The organism is Caulobacter sp. GW821-FHT10E02 (assembly GCF_059415225.1).
The window spans coordinates 736,762-751,633 of the sequence record NZ_JBWKMV010000003.1; the positions used below are offsets into that span (position 1 = coordinate 736,762).

17 protein-coding genes and 1 pseudogene are annotated in these 14,872 nt (G+C 68.7%); 8 read left to right on the top strand and 10 right to left on the bottom strand.

Going from position 1 to position 14,872, the window contains the following annotated elements:
• Window positions 1-73: 73 nt before the first annotated feature.
• Window positions 74-1,165, top strand: a complete 1,092-nt coding sequence (locus AC07NI_RS18585) for an NADH:flavin oxidoreductase (protein WP_494621785.1) — start codon at window positions 74-76, stop codon at window positions 1,163-1,165.
• Between the two features lie 206 nt (window positions 1,166-1,371).
• Here AC07NI_RS18585 and AC07NI_RS18590 read toward each other — a convergent pair whose 3' ends face one another.
• Window positions 1,372-2,163: an SDR family NAD(P)-dependent oxidoreductase gene (locus AC07NI_RS18590; RefSeq protein WP_494621787.1), complete on the bottom strand. Its 792-nt coding sequence runs from the start codon at window positions 2,161-2,163 to the stop codon at window positions 1,372-1,374.
• Between the two features lie 106 nt (window positions 2,164-2,269).
• Entirely contained in the window at window positions 2,270-3,181 is a 912-nt protein-coding gene (locus AC07NI_RS18595; RefSeq protein ID WP_494621789.1) for an SMP-30/gluconolactonase/LRE family protein, read from the bottom strand.
• Between the two features lie 347 nt (window positions 3,182-3,528).
• Between AC07NI_RS18595 and AC07NI_RS18600 the strand changes: the two genes are divergently transcribed.
• Both AC07NI_RS18600 and AC07NI_RS18605 read left to right on the top strand, forming a co-directional pair.
• On the top strand, window positions 3,529-4,548 hold the full coding sequence (locus AC07NI_RS18600) for a hypothetical protein (RefSeq protein ID WP_494621791.1): 1,020 nt from the start codon (window positions 3,529-3,531) through the stop codon (window positions 4,546-4,548).
• Between the two features lie 82 nt (window positions 4,549-4,630).
• Window positions 4,631-5,059 carry a hypothetical protein gene (locus tag AC07NI_RS18605; protein WP_494621793.1) on the top strand — a complete coding sequence of 143 codons (429 nt, stop codon included), beginning with the start codon at window positions 4,631-4,633 and terminating at the stop codon, window positions 5,057-5,059.
• Here AC07NI_RS18605 and AC07NI_RS18610 read toward each other — a convergent pair.
• Window positions 5,056-5,565, bottom strand: a complete 510-nt coding sequence (locus tag AC07NI_RS18610; protein ID WP_494621795.1) for a dihydrofolate reductase — start codon at window positions 5,563-5,565, stop codon at window positions 5,056-5,058. The two genes, AC07NI_RS18605 and AC07NI_RS18610, sit on opposite strands and share 4 nt — an antisense overlap.
• Window positions 5,562-6,401 (bottom strand): thymidylate synthase, encoded by an 840-nt coding sequence (locus tag AC07NI_RS18615; protein WP_494621797.1) that lies wholly within the window; start codon window positions 6,399-6,401, stop codon window positions 5,562-5,564. Before AC07NI_RS18615 ends, AC07NI_RS18610 begins: the two co-directional genes overlap by 4 nt.
• 74 nt (window positions 6,402-6,475) lie before the next feature.
• On the opposite strand from AC07NI_RS18615, the pseudogene AC07NI_RS18620 reads away from it, so the two are divergent.
• Window positions 6,476-6,604, top strand: a pseudogene (locus AC07NI_RS18620) (hypothetical protein); the annotation flags it as partial.
• Between the two features lie 10 nt (window positions 6,605-6,614).
• On the opposite strand, the gene AC07NI_RS18625 reads toward AC07NI_RS18620, so the two are convergent.
• Window positions 6,615-7,565 carry a CsgG/HfaB family protein gene (locus AC07NI_RS18625; protein ID WP_494621799.1) on the bottom strand — a complete coding sequence of 317 codons (951 nt, stop codon included), beginning with the start codon at window positions 7,563-7,565 and terminating at the stop codon, window positions 6,615-6,617.
• 79 nt (window positions 7,566-7,644) lie between these two features.
• The gene (locus AC07NI_RS18630; RefSeq protein ID WP_494621801.1) at window positions 7,645-8,205 is read right to left on the bottom strand and encodes a DUF924 family protein; all 561 of its coding nucleotides are present in this window, start codon (window positions 8,203-8,205) and stop codon (window positions 7,645-7,647) included.
• A 109-nt stretch (window positions 8,206-8,314) separates the two neighbouring features.
• Here AC07NI_RS18630 and AC07NI_RS18635 point away from each other — a divergent pair, with 109 nt between their 5' ends.
• Window positions 8,315-9,295: an RcnB family protein gene (locus AC07NI_RS18635; RefSeq protein ID WP_494621803.1), complete on the top strand. Its 981-nt coding sequence runs from the start codon at window positions 8,315-8,317 to the stop codon at window positions 9,293-9,295.
• 42 nt (window positions 9,296-9,337) lie between these two features.
• Here the strand turns inward: AC07NI_RS18635 and AC07NI_RS18640 are convergent, their stop codons facing one another.
• Window positions 9,338-10,273 (bottom strand): NADPH-dependent FMN reductase family protein, encoded by a 936-nt coding sequence (locus AC07NI_RS18640; protein ID WP_494621805.1) that lies wholly within the window; start codon window positions 10,271-10,273, stop codon window positions 9,338-9,340.
• Between the two features lie 167 nt (window positions 10,274-10,440).
• Between AC07NI_RS18640 and ilvC the strand changes: the two genes are divergently transcribed.
• Window positions 10,441-11,460 carry a ketol-acid reductoisomerase gene (gene ilvC / locus AC07NI_RS18645; RefSeq protein WP_494621807.1) on the top strand — a complete coding sequence of 340 codons (1,020 nt, stop codon included), beginning with the start codon at window positions 10,441-10,443 and terminating at the stop codon, window positions 11,458-11,460.
• A 128-nt stretch (window positions 11,461-11,588) separates the two neighbouring features.
• Window positions 11,589-12,170 (top strand): YceI family protein, encoded by a 582-nt coding sequence (locus tag AC07NI_RS18650; RefSeq protein ID WP_494621809.1) that lies wholly within the window; start codon window positions 11,589-11,591, stop codon window positions 12,168-12,170.
• On the opposite strand, the gene AC07NI_RS18655 is transcribed toward AC07NI_RS18650, so the two are convergent.
• Complete coding sequence (locus AC07NI_RS18655) at window positions 12,171-12,971, bottom strand: CAP domain-containing protein (RefSeq protein ID WP_494621811.1); 801 nt, start codon at window positions 12,969-12,971, stop codon at window positions 12,171-12,173. It lies immediately after the preceding gene.
• A 53-nt stretch (window positions 12,972-13,024) separates the two neighbouring features.
• On the opposite strand from AC07NI_RS18655, the gene AC07NI_RS18660 reads away from it, so the two are divergent.
• Complete coding sequence (locus AC07NI_RS18660; protein ID WP_494621813.1) at window positions 13,025-13,585, top strand: nucleoside 2-deoxyribosyltransferase; 561 nt, start codon at window positions 13,025-13,027, stop codon at window positions 13,583-13,585.
• A gap of 4 nt (window positions 13,586-13,589) precedes the next feature.
• Here AC07NI_RS18660 and AC07NI_RS18665 read toward each other — a convergent pair whose 3' ends face one another.
• Window positions 13,590-14,000: a DUF6180 family protein gene (locus AC07NI_RS18665; RefSeq protein WP_494621815.1), complete on the bottom strand. Its 411-nt coding sequence runs from the start codon at window positions 13,998-14,000 to the stop codon at window positions 13,590-13,592.
• Window positions 14,001-14,070: 70 nt separating this feature from the next.
• Window positions 14,071-14,814: a tRNA1(Val) (adenine(37)-N6)-methyltransferase gene (locus tag AC07NI_RS18670; protein WP_494621817.1), complete on the bottom strand. Its 744-nt coding sequence runs from the start codon at window positions 14,812-14,814 to the stop codon at window positions 14,071-14,073.
• Window positions 14,815-14,872: the final 58 nt, after the last annotated feature.

Here is a 14,872-nt window from a genome sequence, read left to right on the forward strand (position 1 = left end):
AGTTTTTCTCTATGGCGCGCGGTCCGAACAAGTGTTTGGATTGCGCGCAACACCTCCTGTTCCGGAACACCCCATGTCGCTCGACGCCCTGTTCAAGCCGTTCGAATTCAAGTCGCTGAAGCTGCCCAACCGGACGGTGATGGCGCCGATGACGCGGTCGTTCTCGCCGGGCGGCGTGGCCACCGACGATGTCGCCGCCTATTACCGCCGCCGCGCTGAAGGCCAGGTCGGGCTGATCGTCACCGAGGGCACGGGCGTGGCCCGTCCGGCCTCGCTGAACGACGCCAATGTGCCGCGCTTCCACGGCGACGCCGAGCTGGCCGCCTGGAAGAAGGTGGTCGAGGAAGTCCATGCCGCCGGCGGCCTGATCGCCCCGCAGCTGTGGCACGTGGGCTCGGCCAAGGGCACGGCGAACCTGGGCAAGGTCGACAGCCCCTCGGGCATCTCCAAGGCCGGCGGCGCGCAGTTCACCGAGCCGATGAGCGACTCGGACGTCGCCGACACGATTGCCGCCTTCGCCACGGCCGCCGCCGACGCCAAGCGCCTGGGCTTCGACGCCATCGAGCTGCACGGCGCCCACGGCTACCTGATCGACCAGTTCTTCTGGAACGGCACCAATGTCCGCGACGACCATCTGAACGGCCCGACCATCGCCGAGCGCAGCAAGTTCGCCGCCGAGATCCTGAAAGCCGTGCGCGCCGCCGTGGGTCCCGACTATCCGGTGATCATCCGCCTGTCGCAGTGGAAGCAGCAGGACTACGCGGTCAAGAACGCCGAGACCCCGCAACTGCTGGAAGCCTGGCTGCAGCCGCTGGCCGACGCCGGGGCCGACATCTTCCACTGCTCGCAGCGCCGGTTCTGGGAGCCGGAGTTCGAGGGCAGCGATCTGAATTTCGCCGGCTGGGCCAAGAAGCTGACCGGCGCGCCGACCATCACGGTGGGATCGGTGGGCCTGTCGGGCGAGTTCATCGCCGCGTTCGGCGGGGAGGGCAGCCAGCCCGCCTCGATCGACGGCCTGCTGGAACGCCTGGAGCGCGGCGAGTTCGACCTCGTCGGCGTCGGCCGCGCCCTGCTGCAGGATCCCGAATGGGTCGTGAAGATCCGCGACGGCCGCGAGGACGAACTGCAGAACTTCGAGCGCGCGGCGCTCGGTACGCTCTACTAGCCGACACCCCCTGTTCCGGGGCTGTGCCTCAGGCCGGCCCCGGACCATCGTCGTCCCGCTCACGAGAGGGAGACGACGATGACCTGGTTGCCCTATCTGTCCGGCTTGCTTGCCCTGCTGGCCATGGCGCTGCTGGTCGCCGGCGCCTTTCCTGCGGGAGTAGGCGGGGGAGCGGGGGCTGACGCTCCTCCCGCCGCTTAGTCCGGTTAGGCGATGGTGGTGACCAGGCCGCCCTCGGCCTTCAGCGACGCGCCGTTGGTCGCCGCCGCCAAGGGGCTGGCGACATAGGCCACCAGGCTGGCGATCTCCTGCGGTTCGATCATCCGTTGCAGCAGCGACGAGGTACGGTGCTTCTCGAAGAACTCCGCCTCGTGCTCGTCCGCCGTGCCGTCCGGATTGGTCGAGACGCTCTTCAGGAACTCGAAGATGCCGGCCGCGCGGGTCGGGCCCGGCAGGACGGAATTGACGGTGACGCCGGTGCCCTTGGTCTGCTGGGCCATGCCGCGCGCGACGGCCAGTTGGGCGCTCTTGGTCATGCCGTAGTGGACCATCTCGCCCGGGATCGCGAGACCCGACTCCGACGAGATGAAGATCACCCGTCCCCAGTCGCGCTCCAGCATGCCGGGGAAGTAGCCGCGCGACAGGCGCACGCCGCTCATCACGTTGACTTCGAACAGCTTCAGCCAGTCCTCGTCCGGGATGTCGGCGAAGGCCTTCATCTCGTAGATGCCGAGGTTGTTGACGAGGATGTCGACCGAGGGAACGGCCTTGAGGATGGCCGCCGCGCCGTCCGCCGTGGCGGCGTCGGCGAGCACGCCTTCGACGTTCTTGCCGCCCGAGGCGCGAATGCTGGCCAGGGCCTCGTCCAGCTTGTCCTGGGTGCGGCCGGTGACGAACACCTTGGCGCCTTCGACGGCCAGGGTGCGGGCGATTTCCAGGCCAATGCCGGCGGTCGAGCCGGTCACCAGCGCGGTCTTGTCGTTCAGTTTGAGGTCCATCGCTGGGCTCCGTTGCTTTGACGGAACCAAGATGGGTCCGCCACGACGCAGAACTACGCCGTGGCCAGGCACAGGACTTGTGACTTCAGTTCACGTTTCGACGGATTCAGCCGTTGAAATTCAGCTTCAGGCCCGGACGCGGCCAGCGGGCCTTGTAGAGCTTGCCGGTTCCGGACGCGGTGATCCAGGCGTCGCGCATATCGGCGCCGCCGAAGCAGATGTTGGTCACGATCACGTCCGGGAAGGCGTAATGCTCGGTCGAGCCCTCCGGATCGAAGGCGGTGATGCCCCCGTTGATGATCGTCGCCACGCAGACCTTGCCGCCGGCCTCGACCGCCAGGCTGTCCAGCAGCTGGTAGCCCGGCAGGTTGCAGACCACATTGCCGGGCTGCAGGGGCAGGGGATCGGCCAGCACGCCGGGCGAGGCGATGTCGAACGACCACAGGCGGCCCAGCATGGTGTCGGCCATGTAGACGGTCTTCTCGTCGGGCGAGAGGCCCACGCCGTTGGGCGAGACGAAGTGGTCGCGCCAGCGGACGACCTTCGAGCCGTCGGCCAGGGCGTAGTACAGCGCCCCGTACTTGCGGCCCTCCGGCGTCGAGCAGCCGTGGTCGGTGAACCAGAAGCCGCCCTGCTTGTCGAAGACCAGGTCGTTGGGACCCACGAGCGCCTTGCCGTCGCACGCGGTGTAGAGCGTCGTGATCGCACCCGTCGCGATGTCCACGCGCTGGATCGAACCGCCCGTGTGCGTCGGCGGGGTGGGGCCGGGGATGTTCAGCCCGTTGGCCTCGAAGAACTGGAAGGCGCCGCCGTTGTTGGTGACATAGATCGCCCCGTCCGGCCCGATCGCCGCGCCGTTGGGACCGCCGCCGGTCTCGGCGACCGTCTCCTTGCGGCCGTCCGGCCAGATGCGGGTCAGGCGCTGGCCCTGGATCTCGGTGAGGATCACCGAGCCGTCGGCCATGGCCACGGGACCTTCGGGGAATTGCAGACCTTCGGCGACCAGCTGGATGTCCATCGACGTCTCCCTATGCGCCTCTGATGAGCGCTGGAGACGACTATAAACGCCCGTTTGAACCTGGCGAGGGTTCCGTTCGGCCAACCGTGGCGTGCAGGCCACAGCCACCATCGCGCGTGCGCGAACGCCGTTCTCGGGACTTGTCGCGAGTCGTCGCCTGTGGGATCAGCCAAGCCTCAACCAGCTCCGGGAGCCGATCCGCCGCATGAAACTCGTCGCCGCACAGCCAGAAGCACCGCCGAAGGCGGGTTGGCGCGCGCCGTCGAATTCGCGCTGCCGATCCACCATCCGCCTCTCGCGTCTCTACCGCTAGCCGCGGCCGCTCCGGCCGCCGCCGGAGCTCTTCAATGACCGTCCTGTCTCTCGCGAGTACGACCTCCGTCGCCTCGCCTTTGCTACGCCTGATCGCGCCGGCCTATGCCGACGTGCTGGCCGCCCTGTGGCCCGCGCCCCATACCGCCTTCGTCACCGCCCCGGCGGCGCGACGCCACCTGATCTGCCTGATGCTGGCCGCCGAACCCCATGGCGGCCCGCCCATCGACGTCGTCGGTCTGATGGACCTGTCCCTGCGCAAGGCCATCGCCCTGGCCCTGGAGGACGCCGCGCCCGCCGGCCTGCGTCGGGCGCTTGAGCACCTGGGCGAGATTGCCTGGGCGTCGGAGGACTACCGCGCCCTCGTGCAGCTCTTGGCCGACCCCGCGCCGGCCAAGACCCTGCGCCACGCCGACGCGATCACGCCGGACCTCGTCCGCGCCCTGGCGGCGCTGCCGGCCGAGCTGCGTGAAGTCGGCGGCGTGGCCCTGCGCGTCAGTCCCGCCCAAGCCGCCCTGTTGGCCGAGGCCCACGCGGTGCTGAAGAAGCGCCTGTCGCCCGAACTACTGGCCCAGCGGATCGCCGCCTGGGGTCACGTCCCCACGCCCAAGGCGCTGTTCACCCTGGTGGCCGAGGACTTCCGCCGCGAGCTGCCGCCGCCGCCCCATCCGGGCACCGAGCGCCTGCGGCCGCTGGAGACGGTCGCCGCCATCCGCGACGCCGCCCGCCGCTACCGCAACTGCCTGGCCAACTATGTCGACTACGCTGTCGACCGGCAGAGCGCGATCTACGAGTGGCTGCCCGCGCCGGGGGCGGTGGTCGAGCTGACGCCCGACACCTTCTTCGGCTGGCGCCTCGACCAGGCGCGGCTGGAGAACAACAAGTCGGTCGACGAGGCCACCCGCGAGGCCATCGTCGCCGAGCTGCGCGGCATGGGCGTCCATGTCGGCCGCAGCGCCTGGCAGATCCGCCGGGCCCTGGAGCGCGCCGCCTCGCCGAAGTTCGAGCTGGAAACCGTGGACGCGGCGATCGCCGACTACTTCACCGACGACTAGAGCTTGCCAAGCGATTGGGGCCTTGCGTCCGCCACGATTTCGCGGTGAGCGTGGGCCGAAGTAAGGACAAGGGATTCTGGGTATGCGGGTATCTTTGATGGCGGTCGCGGCTGCGGGCGTGATGCTGACGGGCTGCGGGACCTTGCCCTCGATGCCTTGGTCGAAGTCGGCGGCGATGCCGACGCGGGCCAGCTGCCCGGCGATGAAGAACGATCAGTGGAAGCCGGTCGTCGACGGCGCCATCCACAAGACCTTCGACCGCGACCTGCAGAAGCGTTTCGGCGACACCGGCATGCATGTGCTGCTGGCCTGGAGCAAGACCGACAAGGGCAATACCGTGATCACCGCCCAGCGGATCGGCCCGGCCAAGTTCGCCATGCCCGAGACCGGCAAGGGCGGCGAGGTCGAGATCGTCTTCCAGGCCTGCACGGGCAAGCTGCTGAAGACGCGCAAGATCGCTGAACTTGAGAAGAAGCCGCTGCCGGCGCCGCCGGCTGAGCCGGCGAACTAGCGCCGTTCCAGCACTCGGAACACGAACGCGTGGTCGTCGCCTTCGCCGGCCGCGTGTTCCTCACGCCGGACCTCGGTCCAGGCGCTCTCGTCGAAGTCGGGGAAGTGGACGTCGCCCTCGACCTCGGCGGCGACCTCGGTCAGGTACAGCCGCTTGGCCTTCGGCAGGGCCAACTCGAACAGGGCGCGGCCGCCGATCACGCAGACCTCGCCGGCCTCGTCGTCGGCCGCCTGCTCCTTGCCGATCTGCACGGCTTCCATCCAGGTCTCGCAGACCACCGCGCCGGCGGCCTCGAAGCTCATGTCGCGGGTCAGGATGATGTTGGTGCGGCCGGGCAGGGGCTTGCGGGGCAGGCTGTCCCAGGTCTTGCGGCCCATGATGATCGGCTTGCCCAGGGTGTTGGCCTTGAACAAGGCGAGGTCCGACTTCAGCCGCCAGGGCAGGTCGCCGTCCCGACCGATCACGCCGTTGGCGGCGCGGGCGACGACGAGGGCCAGACCGATCAAACCGAGACCTCGGCCTTGATGTGCGGGTGGGCTTGATAGCCCTCCAGAGTGAAGTCCTCGTACTCGAAGGCGAACAGGTCGCGTTTGTCGGCGATCTTCAGGGTCGGGAAGTCGAAGGGCTCGCGCTGCAGCTGCTCGCGGGCCTGGTCCAGGTGGTTCAGATAGAGGTGGGCATCGCCGAAGGTGTGGACGAACTCGCCCGGCTCCAGGCCGACGACCTTGGCGACCATCAGGGTCAGCAGGGCATAGCTGGCGATGTTGAACGGCACGCCCAGGAACACGTCGGCGCTGCGCTGGTAGAGCTGGCAGGACAGCTTGCCGTCCGCCACGAAGAACTGGAACAGGCAGTGGCAGGGCGGCAGGGCCATGTCGTCGACATCGGCCGGGTTCCAGGCCGTGACGATGTGGCGGCGGCTGTTGGGGTTGGTCTTCAGGTTCTCGACGAGGTTGACGATCTGGTCGATCACCCGGCCGTCGGGCGTGGCCCACGAGCGCCATTGCTTGCCGTAGACAGGGCCGAGGTCGCCGTTCTCGTCGGCCCACTCGTCCCAGATGCGTACGCCGTTGTCCTTGAGATAGGCGATGTTGGTGTCGCCCTTCAGGAACCACAGCAGCTCGATGAAGATCGAGCGCAGGTGCAGCTTCTTGGTGGTCAGGACCGGGAAGCCCTTGGCCAGGTCGAAGCGGATCTGCCGGCCGAAGACGCCCAGCGTGCCGGTGCCCGTGCGGTCGCCGCGCTGGACGCCGTTCTCGAGGATGTCGGCGAGCAGGGCCAGGTACTGCCGCTCGGGGTGATCGGCGGCGGCTTTCGGGGCGTCGAGGACGGCGGTGGTCATGGCCGCCAGTGTGGTCGCGAATCGGCGCGTTGAACACTGCGGCGCGGTGATGCGTCCACAGGACCGCCGCTGTTTTCCATTGCAAACAAGCTTGTCATCCCGGCCGCAGCGAAGCGGAGAGCCGGGACCCAGGGGCAACCGCGCTGCAACGGCCCCTGGGTCCCGGACAAGCGCTGCGCGCTTTCCGGGATGACAAGATTTAGTTCAGCGAAGTTACTTTCCCGGCTCGAGCGCCGTGTTCAGCACCCAGCCGACATTGTCGTTCTCGTCGGCGACTTCCCACCACAGGTCCTGCTTCTTGCCCGTCGGATAGACGATGGCGCCGGCCGGGAGGGCGCGGATCAGCTTGCCGGCGGCGACCGGGGTGGTGCGCAGGTTGGTGACCCGGGTGGCGACGAAGGTCTTCGACGGCGCGGCGGCCGCGGCCGGGCCGCTTTCCGACAGCAGGCCCAGATCGCCGATCATCTTCGAATAGGCGTTGATGAAAGACAGGGTGACGATGCGGCCGATGTCGGTGTCTTCATAGCCGCCGCCGACCGCGCCGGCGAAGCCCAGGCCGCCGCCCGCGCCCCAGCCGACGTCGTTCTTGACCGCATAGCCCTCGGCCACCGAGGTGGTCTCGGTGGTGCGGACGTTCGTGAGCGACAGGACGGTGTTGGCTTCCAGCTTCTTGGTCTTGATGCCGCCGACCAGGCCGCCGACGCGACCGCCGATCAGGCCGCCGATGGCGCCGGCCACCGCGCCGCCGCCGACATTGCTGTTGCTGCCCTGGACTTCGGCCACGAGCACGTAGTCGGCGGCCTTGATCTGGCCCTGGCCGACGTTGGAGCCGCGCTGCAGGCCGAGACCGCCGCCGATCTCACGCTCCCTCTGGGCCGCGCCCAGACCCGCGCCGCGATCGACCAGGTTGAAACAGCCCGAGCGCTGGACGATGGCGCGCAGCACCTTCTGCGGCGAAGCCAGGTTGTACTGGGTCCAGCCGCTGGAATCGTCGCCGTCGACGATCGACAGCGTGCCCAGCTTGCGATTGCAGTGCGGGACCTCAGCCGAGGCCTGGGTCTGCATCGTCTGGCCCTTGCTGGCCTTGGCTTGCGCGAACACGGCGGTCGGCGCGGCGGTGGTCAGCGCCAGGCCGATGGCCAGCGCGCTACGGAAAGCTTTCATACGTGGTGTTCCCCGGAATATCCCCGACTTGGCCGTCACCCTACAGGCGAGGCCCGGTCGCGCCAAGATTGAGGCGCGGTTAACCGGCGAAACCGCCCTCGTCTAGAAACGCCTGCTCGGCCTCGGTGGTTTTGCGACCAAGACCGGCGTTGCGGTGGGGGAAGCGACCAAACCGGGCGATGATGTCGCGGTGGATGATGGCGAACTTCATCGACTCCTCGTCGCCGGTGTCGGCCTGTAGGGCGGCGAACAGCTGGACGCTGAGCTCCTGGTCGGTCAGCGACTCCGAGTGCTCGAACGGCAAGTAGAAGAACGGCCGCAGGTCGGCCTCGATGGCCGGGTCGGTGTCGTGGCCGGCGGCGATGGCCTCCTGCGCGAACATCCGCGCCAGCGGGTCGGTGGCGAAGGCGTGCGGCGTGTTGCGGTACATGTTGCGCGGGAACTGATCGAGCAGGATCAGCATGGCCAGCGCGCCGACGGGGGTCTCGACCCACTTGTCATAGCGGCGCATCGAGGCGCGGTAGTGGGTCTGCTCGAACTTCAGGGCGATGGCCTGGTCGAAGGCGGGGTCCTTCTTGAACCACTTCTTGGGGCCGGCGCCGCGCCAGAAGGCGACGATGTCGTTGTAGTGCGCGCTCATCGACGGTCCTCACGCGTTCTGTCTGTTCAAGCCCGGTTCATCGGACGAGTCCGACACTGCTATCAAGGGACAAGCCCGGGCCGCGCTTCAAGGCCCTTCGGAGCAAGAAATGAAACGTCTGATCACGACCGCCCTGGCGCTTTCGCTGCTGGGTGGCGCGGCGGCAGAGGCCGGAGCCGCCGCTGGCGTGGTGGCGCAGCAACAACAGTTCGCCCAGCGCGATCGCGGCGACGGTGGCCCCAGAGGCGATCGTGGCGGTGACCGGGGCGGCGGCGATCGCGGCCAAGGTGGCGGCGGTGGCTGGCAAGGCGGCGGCGACCGTGGCGGCGATCGCGGCGGTGGCGGCGGTTGGAACCGTGGCGGCGGCGATCGTCCGCAGGCCCAGCCCCAGCCTCAAGCTCAGCCGCAGCCCCAGGCACAGCCGCAGCAGAACAATGGCGGCAACTGGAACCGAGGCGATCGTGGTGATCGCGGCGGCTGGAACCGTGGCGACCGTCCGCAGGGCCAACCGCAACAGCAGCCTCAGGCCCAGCAGCCGCAGAACAACGGCGGTTCGGGCTGGAACCGGGGTGACCGCGACAACCGTCCGGGCGGTTGGAACCGTGGCGACGACAACCGTGGTGGCCGTGGCGACAATCGTGGCCCCGACCGCAACGACAATCGTCCCGGCGGCTGGGACCGCAACGACAACAACCGCCCGGGTGGCTGGGATCGCGACAACAATCGCGGCAACGACAACCGGGGCGGCTGGGACCGCAACGACCGTCGTCCGGGCCAGGGCCAGTATCGCGATCGCGACCGTGGCCGCCAGCAGTACGACCGCAGCTACTTCCGTCCCAGCTATCGCTCGTCGCAGCGCTACCGGATCGGCGCCTACCGCTATCCCAGCGGCTGGTACGCCCGCAGCTGGAGCTTCGGCGACTACCTGCCGGGCGGCTGGTACGGCAGCTCGTACTACCTGAACTGGGGTTCCTACGGCCTGCCACTGCCGCCGATCGGCTGCGAGTGGGTCCGGGTCGGCGGCGACGCCCTCCTGGTCGACGTCTGGAGCGGCCAGGTCCTGAGCGTCTACTACGACCTCTTCTGGTAAGCATGCGCGGGGCGGAGGAGCGATCCTCCGCCCCGTTTCGCATCAGACGTTCGTCGTCGACAGCGCCGCCCGCTCGTCGTCCTTGGTGGCGACGACGCCTTTCTTCTCCACGTGGCGGATGAAGCCGCTGGCCCAGGCGTCGAAGGCCTTGATGCTCTCTTTCTCGGCCATCATGTGCTCGACCTGGTCGTCGGCGTAAGGCTGACCTTCGCCGAACACGCCGGCCACCCACAGCTCGTCGGGGACCTCGATGCCGCTGTAGCGGCACTGCCAGACCAGGCCCTGATAGGCCAGTCGCTCGTCCTTGTAGGGCTCTTCGCGCGGGTCGAACCACGCCTTCTGCTTCACCAGCGTGGGCCGTGCGTCGGCGCCAAGCTCGTTGGCCCCGCCGTCGCAATAGGTGAAGAAGGCGGCCGTGCGGCCTTCCAGGTGGTTCCTGGTCAGCTGCTTCCACTCGGGCGAGCGCTCCAGGGCCTGGGCCTTCAGGGTGTCCTTCTTGTCGATCAGGTCGGGGCGGGGATTGCCGCCGGCCGCGCAGACCAGGCGGTCGAACATCAGCTTGAAGTTGGTCGTCGGCCCGTACCAGTTGGTCGGCCCGATGAACGCCCAGGCGTCAGCGCGGGCCAGGCGGCCGTAGAGGTCCAGATCCCACATCAGGTCCGGCTGATTGGTCGAGCGCGGGCCGTAGCAGTTGCAGGGATAGACACAGAGCGCCATCGATGAGCTGACGCAGGCGTTGCACGCCTGGATCTTCGGCTTGCCGTGCTGGTTGCCCAGGTCCTCGGTGTCGACCTGCCAGCCGGGCGGCATCCGCGCCGCGGCCCGCAGCATCAGGGCGCGGCCCTTGGAGTCGAGGCCGGGGCAGCTGTTGTGGCGGCGCTGGGATCCCGCGACCAGCAGCACCCGCAAAGGGCGCTGTTCGGTCGGATGGACGGCGGCGGTGGGCGGCTCGTGACCGTCCTTTTCGGGTGTCGGCATGGCGTACGAACGCGCGAGCGCCTAAAACGTGGCCGCAGGGGCCTTGGCATTTCGACGTTCTTCCGGCTTCGCCTTGACGAAACGGCAAAAAAACGCTCAAACGCCCGGCCTTTGTCGCTTCGCCGTTGCGCGGAGTGGCTGAATTGACCAGTCCTTGGAGAAGAAACATGCGCGTCTATTATGATCGCGACGCCGACCTCGCCCGCATCTTGGACAAGAAGATCGCGATCGTAGGCTATGGTTCGCAAGGTCACGCGCACGCTCTCAACCTTCGGGACTCGGGCATCAAGAACGTAGCCGTCGCGCTGCGCGCTGGCTCGCCGACCGCCAAGAAGGCCGAAGGCGAAGGCCTGAAGGTCATGACTGTCGCCGAGGCCGCCGCCTGGGCCGACCTGATCATGATCCTGGCCCCGGACGAGCATCAGGCCGCGATCTACAAGAACGACATCGCCCCCAACATCCGTGACGGCGCGGCCCTGCTGTTCGCCCACGGCCTGAACGTCCACTTCGGCCTGATCGAGCCGAAGGACACCATCGACGTCCTGATGGTCGCGCCGAAGGGCCCGGGTCACACCGTGCGCGGCGAGTACCAGAAGGGCGGCGGCGTGCCCTGCCTGATCGCCATCCACCACAACGCCACCGGCAACGCCCATGACCTCGGCCTGGCCTATGCCTCGGCCATCGGCGGCGGCCGTTCGGGCATCATCGAGACCAACTTCCGCGAAGAGTGCGAGACCGACCTGTTCGGCGAACAGGCCGTCCTGTGCGGCGGCACCGTCGAGCTGGTCCGCGCTGGCTTCGAAGTGCTGGTGGAAGCCGGCTACGCGCCGGAAATGGCTTACTTCGAGTGCCTGCACGAGCTGAAGCTGATCGTCGACCTCATGTACGAAGGCGGCATCGCCAACATGAACTACTCGATCAGCAACACGGCCGAGTACGGCGAGTACGTCACCGGTCCGCGCATCATCACGCCGGAAACCAAGGCCGAGATGAAGCGCGTGCTGGAAGACATCCAGTCGGGCAAGTTCGTCCGTGACTTCATGCTGGAAAACCAAGTGGGCCAGCCCAGCTTCAAGGCGACCCGTCGCCGCGCGGCCGAGCACCAGATCGAGGAAGTCGGCGGCCGTCTGCGCGACATGATGCCCTGGATCGCCAAGAACAAGCTGGTCGACCAGGCCAAGAACTAACCACCGTCTACCCAGTAAATTCCCACGAAGCCCTCGGCCCCCCAAAGGCCGGGGGCTTTTCGTTTGCGGCTGGCGCGGGTGCGCGGCAAGGTCGCCTCCAGGTCCCGCTGGGGACGTGGAGGGAACCCATGAAACGCCTGCTCGCCGCCCTGATCGCCACCGCCGCCGTATCGGCCGCCACCGCGCCCGCCTTCGCCGCCGAGGTCGCCTACAAGCTGGACCCGGCCCACACCGAGACCTCGTTCGCGATCGATCGTTTCGGCTTCACCTCGATCCTCGGCGTCTTCGCCGCCTCGGAAGGCACGATCTGGCTGGACGAGGCCGCGCCCGAGAAGTCGCGCGTCGAGGCCACGGTGACGGTCGACAGCCTGCTGACCGCCAATCCGACCCGCGACGAGCACATCAAGGGCGAGCGCTGGCTGAACGCGGCCAAGAGCCCGACCATGACCTTCAAGTCGACCAAGGTCGTCAAGACCGGCGACACGACCGCCAAGGTCACCGGCGACATGACGATCATGGGCGTGACCCAGCCGGTGACTCTGGACGTCAAGCTCAACAAGATCGGCACCGGGCCGACCGGTCCCAAGAAGATGGCCGGCTTCACGATCACCGGCGCGATCAGCCGCAAGGCCTTCGGCAGCGCCGGCGGCGCGGGCGCGATCGGCGACGAGGTCAAGATCCACATCGAGTCGCTGGCGGTGGCGCAGTAGCTACCCCAGAACGAACACTGGCCCCCAGGCCACCTCGTAGCGATGCTCGCCTGTCGACAGGTGCGGGCGCAGCTGCCAGGCGCCGGGGGCCAGGACGCTTTCCGGGCGGCCCTCGACATAGGTCGTGGTCAGGATCTCGCCGCCGGGCTCCGACACCGAGAACTGCTGGATCGCCGGGGCCGCGTGCGACAGGGCCGAGGCGATGGTGTCGGTCGTGCTCACCCGCAGCGGAGCCGGGGCGGCCAGGCGGGCGGCGACCTCGGCATAGGCTCCGACGGCGATGACGCGCTGGCCCTGGCGGTAGACGCCGTAGCCGACATGGGTGAAGCCCTTGGCCAGCAGGTTGGCGCGGTGGCCGGGGCTGGTGCGCCACTGCTCCATGATCTGCTCGGGCCGAACCGCGCCGGCGGCGTTGCGGCGCATGGCGATGTTCTCGCCCGGCGCGCCGACCAGGTCGCGGGCCAGCAGGCCGACGCGACCGGCGGGGGAATAGCCCTCGCGGGTGACGTGGTCGAAGTCGTCGGTCACGGCCATGTCGGCGGCGTGGGCCCGGGCGGCCAGGGCCAGGCCCTTGTCCCAGGCCAGCGCCGGCGGCCCCTGGCGGTCCCGGAAGATGTTGTTGAGGTCCAGCAGGGTCTGCTCGAAGTCGGCGTCGAAGTCGCCGCCCTCGGGCGGGTCGGCCAGCAGGCCGCGCAGACGGCGGTCATAGGCGATCCATGGCTGGGGCGAGGCGGCGAACGCGGGCGCTGCGACGAGGGCCAGGCCGCCGGTCAACAAGGTTCTGCGCGCGATCGACGACATGGCTTCTTCCGACAAACATTGACAGCGAGGGTCCGGGACCAGACCTAAGGGGTATGCGCCCAGTCCGTTCCCTTTGGCTCGCCGGCCCCGAACTTTGGCTCCCCGATCAAGAAGCCCAGGCGGCGCGCCAGCGCGCCCTGTGCCTGGAATCCGGCCTGGAAGCCATCATTCCCACGCTCCTGCCGCCTGGCGAAGGCGGCGACGAGATGGCGGCGCGGGAGTTCTACGCCGCTCGCATGGCGCAATTGCGCCAGGCCGACGCCGCCGTCGTCAACCTGACGCCGTTCCGGGGCCCCTCGGCTGACACCGCGACGGTGTTCGAGGCCGGCGTCCTGGCGGGTCTGGGGCGGCCGATCTTCGCCTATCTGAACGTCACCAGCGAGATGCAGGCTGAATATGTCGCCCGCGTCGACACGATCCTGGGCGCCAGCCTGGACGCGGCGGGGGTCTGGCGCGACGGCGACGGCTGCATGGTCGAGGACCACGGCCTGCCCGAGACGGTGATGCTGTGGGGCGAGGCCCGCCGCCTGTTCGTCATCGTCACCCAGGACCCCCTGCGCGACCTGACGGGCCTGGAGCTGTGCCTCCAGGCCCTGGCGCTGTACGCGGAGTAGGGGGCTAGCGCCGCGCGGCCGCCAGCAGCGCCCCATGGACGCGGTCGGCGATACGCCTGGACTGCGGGCTATTGGGGCGATTGTAGTCGATGGCCTGGACCACGAAGGCGGTCTTCTGGTCGACGGCGATGCAATAGACGATCAGCGAGGCGCCGCCCTGGCGGGGTCCCGAGGCGAAGGTCGTCAGCTGGCCCGGATAGCGGTTCTCCAGCGCCGGGACATAGCCGATGGCGGCCGACTCGCGCTTGGCGACGTCCAGGCAGGTCGCGATGCTGAGCTTGGCCGAGGCCGTGCGCTCGACCCGGTATTCCAGGGCGAACCGCTCACTGGCGGCGGACGCGGCGACAGGCGCGGTCAGGCAGGCGAAGGCCGCGGCGACGGACAGCACCCGGCCGGCGAACGAAAACGACGTCATGCGATACTCCCGATGGCGGACGCGGCGGGAACGCGCGAGGGGCGGAGAGGCTGCGTAGAGCGGCGCCGCGCTACCAGGCGAGCGCGGCTTCACCGCGCAGAATCGCCTCCGCCTCGACCGAGTGCTTGCCGCCCTCGCGATCGTGCAGGACGAGCGGTGGCAAAAGCACCAGCGGGGCCTTGCCGGTCTTGATCGCCCGCACGATCACCCGCTTGGCCGGGGCGTCGGCGAAGGGCGCGATCGGGCGGATCTTGAACGAGCCGGCCTTGGGGGCCAGCAGGTCGAGAATGTCGGCCAGGCGGTCGGCGCGGTGGATGATGGTGATCGTCCCGCCTTCGCGCACCGCCTTCAGGCAGAAGCCGGTCCAGGCGAGGAGGCCCCCGTCGGCCATCCACGCGCCGCTCTTGGCCGGGGCCGGAGCCCGTAAGGAACCGGGATCGTCGAAGAACGGTGGATTGGTCATCACCGCGTCGAACACCGGCAGGTCCAGCGCACGGAAGCCGGCCTCGACATCGCCCTGCGTGACGCTCACGCGGCCCTCCAGGCCGTTCAGCGCCGCGTTGCCGGCGGCCAGGGCGGCGGCGACGGAATCACGCTCCACGCCCTGGAAGATCGCCTCGGGACGGCGGGTCGCGGCGGCCAGCAAAGCGCCGCCGACCCCGCAGCCGGGCTCGATCACGCGCTGGCCGGGCAGGGCGTCGCAGGCGGCCGCCAGCAGGGCCGCATCCATGCCGGCCCTGTATCCGTCAGGTCTCTGGCGCAGCCGCACGCGGCCTCCCAGGACCCGATCCTCCGTCACCTGCTTGTCGTCCAATGCTTTCTAGGCCTTGTGCTCGCCTTGACCGTGACCTATCCCGCCACCATTGTCCCTC

Bases quoted from the DNA above. Each gene is read 5' to 3' on its own strand.
- AC07NI_RS18635 (WP_494621803.1), top strand. From the start codon at position 8,315: ATGAAACGTCTGATCACGACCGCCCTGGCGCTTTCGCTGCTGGGTGGC.
- AC07NI_RS18615 (WP_494621797.1), bottom strand. From the start codon at position 6,401: ATGACCACCGCCGTCCTCGACGCCCCGAAAGCCGCCGCCGATCACCCC.
- AC07NI_RS18630 (WP_494621801.1), bottom strand. From the start codon at position 8,205: ATGAGCGCGCACTACAACGACATCGTCGCCTTCTGGCGCGGCGCCGGC.
- AC07NI_RS18655 (WP_494621811.1), bottom strand. From the start codon at position 12,971: ATGTCGTCGATCGCGCGCAGAACCTTGTTGACCGGCGGCCTGGCCCTC.
- AC07NI_RS18650 (WP_494621809.1), top strand. From the start codon at position 11,589: ATGAAACGCCTGCTCGCCGCCCTGATCGCCACCGCCGCCGTATCGGCC.
- ilvC (WP_494621807.1), top strand. From the start codon at position 10,441: ATGCGCGTCTATTATGATCGCGACGCCGACCTCGCCCGCATCTTGGAC.
- AC07NI_RS18665 (WP_494621815.1), bottom strand. From the start codon at position 14,000: ATGACGTCGTTTTCGTTCGCCGGCCGGGTGCTGTCCGTCGCCGCGGCC.
- AC07NI_RS18605 (WP_494621793.1), top strand. From the start codon at position 4,631: ATGCGGGTATCTTTGATGGCGGTCGCGGCTGCGGGCGTGATGCTGACG.
- AC07NI_RS18625 (WP_494621799.1), bottom strand. From the start codon at position 7,565: ATGAAAGCTTTCCGTAGCGCGCTGGCCATCGGCCTGGCGCTGACCACC.
- AC07NI_RS18640 (WP_494621805.1), bottom strand. From the start codon at position 10,273: ATGCCGACACCCGAAAAGGACGGTCACGAGCCGCCCACCGCCGCCGTC.
- AC07NI_RS18585 (WP_494621785.1), top strand. From the start codon at position 74: ATGTCGCTCGACGCCCTGTTCAAGCCGTTCGAATTCAAGTCGCTGAAG.
- AC07NI_RS18600 (WP_494621791.1), top strand. From the start codon at position 3,529: ATGACCGTCCTGTCTCTCGCGAGTACGACCTCCGTCGCCTCGCCTTTG.
- AC07NI_RS18590 (WP_494621787.1), bottom strand. From the start codon at position 2,163: ATGGACCTCAAACTGAACGACAAGACCGCGCTGGTGACCGGCTCGACC.
- AC07NI_RS18660 (WP_494621813.1), top strand. From the start codon at position 13,025: ATGCGCCCAGTCCGTTCCCTTTGGCTCGCCGGCCCCGAACTTTGGCTC.
- AC07NI_RS18595 (WP_494621789.1), bottom strand. From the start codon at position 3,181: ATGGACATCCAGCTGGTCGCCGAAGGTCTGCAATTCCCCGAAGGTCCC.